Raw genomic sequence first — 5,150 nt, 5'->3', positions numbered from 1 at the left:
CGTCGCTCCACTCCGGCCCCCTCCCCGCTCGTGCCGTCACCCGGTCCCGTCCGCAAGAAGCTCTCACTGTAGGCGACGGCGCAGCCGCATGGGGACGTTCGGGCGGCGGACCGGACCGGACCGGACCGGACCGGACCGGACTGGACTGGACTGGACCGATCGGGGCCGGGGCCGGGGTCACGGTCCGGCGGGGGTCCGCGCGGTGCTCTCCATCAGTGGGCGTCCGCTGCTGTGCTGCCCGCGCACCGAACCGGGGCAGGCGGTCAATTTCCGGCATCGGTGGCGATCCGTCAGTTCTCCGGGCCGCTTCCACGCAGGCTGGCCTGATGGGAGGCACACCTGGCGAGAGGTCAAGGCCTGAGGGTCACCCCCCCGGCACGGGTGGGGCCGATCTCATCCGCTCTGCCGCGTTGTCGATCTGGCTGTCACCCCCCCGTGCGGGTGTGGCCGATGAGCCACCGCAGTGGGCGGGCAGACCCCCTGGCAGCTGCCACTTCGCCTCCGCTTTGCCGCGCCGTGTCGCTTTGGTGGGCGGGGTACGAGGGGCGGCCAGGGGCCCGGACTCACGGCGGGGTAGGGGTGTTGGGCCTGGTCGTTGGGGACGGGAGCGCCTGGCGGGACCGGCCGCGGTCCGCTGACGCTCGGAGTGCGATGCCTTCGCTACCGCGGGATCAGCGAGGCCGGTGCGGCGTCCTGGTCTGCCGGGGCTCGGCGGGCCAGGCCCGAGCCCGGGTTACGGTCGGTGTCGGTGATGCCTGCTACGAAGGCCCCGTGATGGATGACGAGATCATCGAGAGGCTCCGGGAGCACCACGCCGGAGAGCTGCCTCCGCCCGCGCCTCCCGAGGCCGTGTCCGAACTCGAAGCGGTCGTGGGGCATTCGATGCCGCTCTTGCTCAAGCGGATCTATCTCGAAGTCGCCAATGGCGGGTTCGGTCGATGGGGCGGTGCCCTGTCCCTGACCGAGGACACCGACGACCCGCCGGTTCTGGAGGCGTACTCGGAGTGGGCCAAGGGTTGTGGAGTCGGATATCCGACATCGGTCGTGCCACTGCTCACCTGGGGCTGTGCGATCTGGTCCCTCGTCGATTTCAGCACCGCGGAAGGCCGCATGTGGGGCTGGGACCCGAACGTACGGTGTCTACGACACGCGCTGTTCCCGGAGGACTTCACCCTGGCCGATCGTCTCACTGGCTGGCTCGACGGTCGGGAGGACTTCCCGCAGCCGCCGGCCCCCACCGACTGCCCGGACTGCTGACGGGACGCGGTGATGACGGGTGTCACGCCGTGTCACGTCGATGACAGCGAGGCCCGCCACAGCGGCACCTGGAGGACCTGAGGACGGTGTGTTCCCCTACGCGGGGCCTGGATCGAGGGTGGCCACAAGGCGTTCCCGGAGTTCCGGAGGGCAGATCGGGTTGGTGGCGACCTTGTAGCGAATGCCCTGCGACGGATCCGTGGCGAGCGCCGTGAGCACGTCGAGCGGGAGGTTCGGGTTGCCGGCCAGCCAGCTCCGGTTCTCCGTGCCGGCGGACGCCGCCGCGCTTCTCATCAGCTTTTGGCTGGTCGTCCGGTGCAAGGCCCACCAGCGGACGTGGTCCAGCTTGCTGCCCACCGCGGCGTCGACCAGCCGGCGTGGCGTGGAAGGGGTTGAGGACGACTGCGACCGTACATGCTGGAACGGGCTGCCGCACTCCTGTACCGGCCTGCACAACGTGCCCGACACCCCCGACATCCTCCGAGGGCTGCTCGCCGCCGACCGAACCCGCCGAGCCCGGTCGGTCCGGGACCTGTACCGGCTGCTCCTCGACCAGGAGCGGCTGTTCCCGGCGACCGCCCCGGTATCCCTGGTCGTCGCCGCCCTTCTCGACGACCCGCGGACCCTCGCCGAGGACCGGTGGGAGCGCAGAGCCGGCACGCGGCCGCTGCGCGCGGAACTGCTGAACTGGCTGGCCAATTTCGCCGACCTCGCCCGCCACGACGTCCGGGACGGCGTCGGCACGCCGCAGGACCTGGCCGCCGCCCGCGCCGTGCGGCCGGCGCTCCATGCTCGCGTAGCGCCCTTCTGCGAGAACGAGGACCCGCGGGTACGGGAGGCAGCCGTCGCGGCCACCGCCCTGCTGCTCGCGGACCTTGTCCTCGCCGCGTCCGTCCCGCGGCACGCGCCCGCCGTTCGCGATGTCCTGGCTCCGAGTGCGGACTCGTACTACCGGTGGATCGCCCGGGAACGGCTGGAGGCCTGGGGCGAGGGCATCTCGGACCTCCTCGCTGTGGAGCAGGAACGCCGCGCAGCCGCTGGGCGGGCACACGCACTGGCGCGGGACCCGTTCGACGAGGGCGGGGAACGGGCGGCCCGATGGCCGGCCGGGCAGCCGGAGGACACCGCAGCCCTGGAGCCGCCCGGCCGGTGGCACCCGGCCCGGGCGGCAGTCGAGCGGGCGGCACCGCCCGGACCGGCACCCGAACCGCCCACAGCCGTCCGGGGCGCCAAACCGGACCGCCGAAGCCCGTGGCAGACCACGATGCCGCACCACGACGAGTGGACGTTCACCCCGTACATCGGCGTCGGCCCACTGCACCTCGGCATGAGCCTGCAGGAGATCGCCGCCACCCTCCGCGAAACCGGGACGGTCCTGTCCACCTACGATCCCGGGAGCGGCGAGCACTCGCTCACCCTCGCCGAGTTCCCCACCACCGGCATCAGAGCCCTCTTCGGGAGGAGCAACGGCCTGGCGTGCGTGGCCGTGGGCGCGCAGAACGGCCCCCAGGTCCGGTTGGACGGTACCCCGCTGACCGGCGGCCTGCCGCACGTGGTGGAGAACCGGCTCGCTCACCGACCGGCCCGCGGCGACCCGAGGTACAGCAGCGCAGGAGCCCTGTCCGTCTCCGGTTACGGTCTCGCGATCCGCTCCCAACGCGTCGGCGACATCGAACCGACCCGACCGCTCTTCCTACCGCACGAATGGCTCGACCTCTGGCACTACCTGCCCCGCGAGGAGTGGGACCTCCGGTAGAGCCGGTTCGCAAGCACCACCACGACGGCACGGTACCTCGCCGGAGAACCTGACGGCGGACCACGTGGGGCCTTGAACCCAGGGCACCCTCGGCCTGCCGGTTCCCGCGGCCTCCGCACAGTCCGGGCACTACGCTGCACGCGTGATCGACAACTCGAACGTGTGTCTCGCCGACCTTCTCGATCGCCGCACGGACGGGCACGAGCCCGCTCCGGAGGCGGTGCTCGCCGCGCTGTTCGAGGGCGGGGTGTTCGTTCCCGTCACCGACACCGGATCGGTGATCTTTCTCCCCGACGACGAACAGTCGCCCACGCTGCTCGCGTTCACCGACGCGGCACTCGGCGCGCAACTGCTGCCGGACGCCGCCGGGACGGTGCACTGCGACGCGGCACGGCTGAGGGACATCCTGGAGAAGACCGGCGTCACCGTACTCGCGGTCCGCTCCGGAAACGGTCAGGCGATCCTTCCCGAGCAGGTGCTGCGGAACTGGGCGACCCGCGGGCCCGGAGCGGAGATGAAGCTCAGTCGGTCCACCGACCCGGTGGCCGTCGCCCTGCGCGACGCGTTGGTTCGGCGGATCCGGGAGTTCCCCGCCGTCCGCTCGGTGTGGGTGGCGCACGCCCGGTTGCGGGCCAGCGGTGAGGAACACCTGTTGCTGCACGTCGCCGTGGACGAGGACCTGCCCTCGGCCTCCGCCGACCGCCTGATGCAGATCCTGCTCGGCCAGGAGGTCGAGCCCGGCCCGAGGCACCCGAAGGTCGGGATGCTCGCCCTGAACACCACCACCCACGCCGACACCATCGCCGAACTCGACCGCCAGGGCCTCGACACCGTGCGCCACGACCCCGAGTCGGGCCGGATCCAGGTGATCTCCCGCGAGTACGACGACCCGTCCGCGGCCCCGGCGAAGAACGCCACGCCCCAGCCCCGGCCCAAGCACCGCTGGTTCGGCCGCTCCTGACAGGACGCCGTCCGTGAGGCGAAACGACCACCTGTCACTCGGTCCGACGGCCTGGTCCACGCACGAGGCAACCGGTGAACACCCGAAGGTTGACGACGCATACGATCCGATAACTCTCTGCAAGCTACCCAGTCGTCCTACGGTGTCCCGATGCGCCGATCGAGACTCTTCCACTCGCCAGTCATCCCGCTCCTGGGCGCAGCATCGGTTGCCGTTGCGAGGACCGCTCAGGTTGATGCCGATGAGACCCGTATGGCTCCGACAGTGCTGCTGAGCCGGGAGTACCACGAGAAGCATCCGAGGCCTGGCTTAATCACCAGTCGTGGTTCTGGCTCAACTTCCGGGCTCTGTCGCTGATTGAGGGGTTCGCGCGGGGCCACAGACAGGTGGGCATCACCTGGGCGTGGCTGATGGAGTTCGGGTCGCTGACCTGCTCTTCCCGGGTGTCGGGGTGGAGATCGAAGCGATGATTGTCGAGGAGGGCGAGGTTCGCCTTGCCGTACGGTCCGTGGCGGCGTCGGCCGCCTGTCCGGGATGCGAGCACAGATCGTCGCGGTTGCACTGCTACTACAAGCGGCGACTGGCAGATCGCCCCGTAGCCGGCAGGCGGGTGCGCCTGGAGCTCAGAGCGCGGCATCCGGTGTGCGGCAACGACCGCTGCGGGCAGCGGACGTTCGCCGAGCAGATCCCGGATCTGACGTCCCGACACGCTCGCCGCACGACCGCCCTCACCGCTCAACTCACTGACATCGCCCTGTACCTGGGAGGGCGGGCCGGAGCCCGGCTCCCGGGACGCCTGGCCATGACCGCGTGCAGGGACACACTGCTGCGCCTCATCCGAGCACTGCCCCTCCCATCATCAGGCACTCAGGGGGAAGCCGACTCAGGGCGCGTGTGTCCGGGTACAACCGCCGTGCGCAACGAGAGGGGCCCGTGGACCACAAGGTCCGCGGGGCCCCTCTGTGTCGTGCGCGGCGGGCGGCTGCGCGGGTGCGGCGGCCAGCTGGTCGCGCAGTCCGGCGGACACGATCCGCCTCACGGGCAGCCGGCAGGCATCAGCTGTCGCCGACGGGTGAAATTAGGTTCTGGATCACTTTCCGTGCCAAAGCCACAGAGCATCACCAGAACCGCAATCATGAACAGCCGTGGCTGACGATCTCCTCAAAGACCTCTGGC

The 5,150-nt window shown here is 70.7% G+C and carries 4 protein-coding genes; 3 read left to right on the top strand and 1 reads right to left on the bottom strand.

Annotated features, from left to right (window positions below):
• Positions 1-771: 771 nt before the first annotated feature.
• On the top strand, positions 772-1,257 hold the full coding sequence (locus ACFVHV_RS43220) for a hypothetical protein (protein WP_359903656.1): 486 nt from the start codon (positions 772-774) through the stop codon (positions 1,255-1,257).
• A 96-nt stretch (positions 1,258-1,353) separates the two neighbouring features.
• Here ACFVHV_RS43220 and ACFVHV_RS43215 read toward each other — a convergent pair whose 3' ends face one another.
• Positions 1,354-1,614 (bottom strand): hypothetical protein, encoded by a 261-nt coding sequence (locus ACFVHV_RS43215; protein ID WP_380359292.1) that lies wholly within the window; start codon positions 1,612-1,614, stop codon positions 1,354-1,356.
• Positions 1,615-1,639: 25 nt separating this feature from the next.
• Here ACFVHV_RS43215 and ACFVHV_RS43210 point away from each other — a divergent pair, with 25 nt between their 5' ends.
• Both ACFVHV_RS43210 and ACFVHV_RS43205 read left to right on the top strand, forming a co-directional pair.
• Positions 1,640-3,013, top strand: coding sequence for a hypothetical protein (locus ACFVHV_RS43210; RefSeq protein WP_380359289.1), 1,374 nt, complete (start codon positions 1,640-1,642; stop codon positions 3,011-3,013).
• 142 nt (positions 3,014-3,155) lie between these two features.
• On the top strand, positions 3,156-3,974 hold the full coding sequence (locus tag ACFVHV_RS43205) for a hypothetical protein (protein ID WP_359903665.1): 819 nt from the start codon (positions 3,156-3,158) through the stop codon (positions 3,972-3,974).
• Positions 3,975-5,150: the final 1,176 nt, after the last annotated feature.

The organism is Kitasatospora sp. NPDC127116 (assembly GCF_042677365.1).
In the GTDB taxonomy this organism is placed as follows: Bacteria; Actinomycetota; Actinomycetes; order Streptomycetales; family Streptomycetaceae; genus Kitasatospora; species Kitasatospora lactacystinica.
The sequence above is the reverse complement of the archived record's forward strand: the minus strand, read 5'-3'. Positions and strand labels throughout refer to the sequence as shown.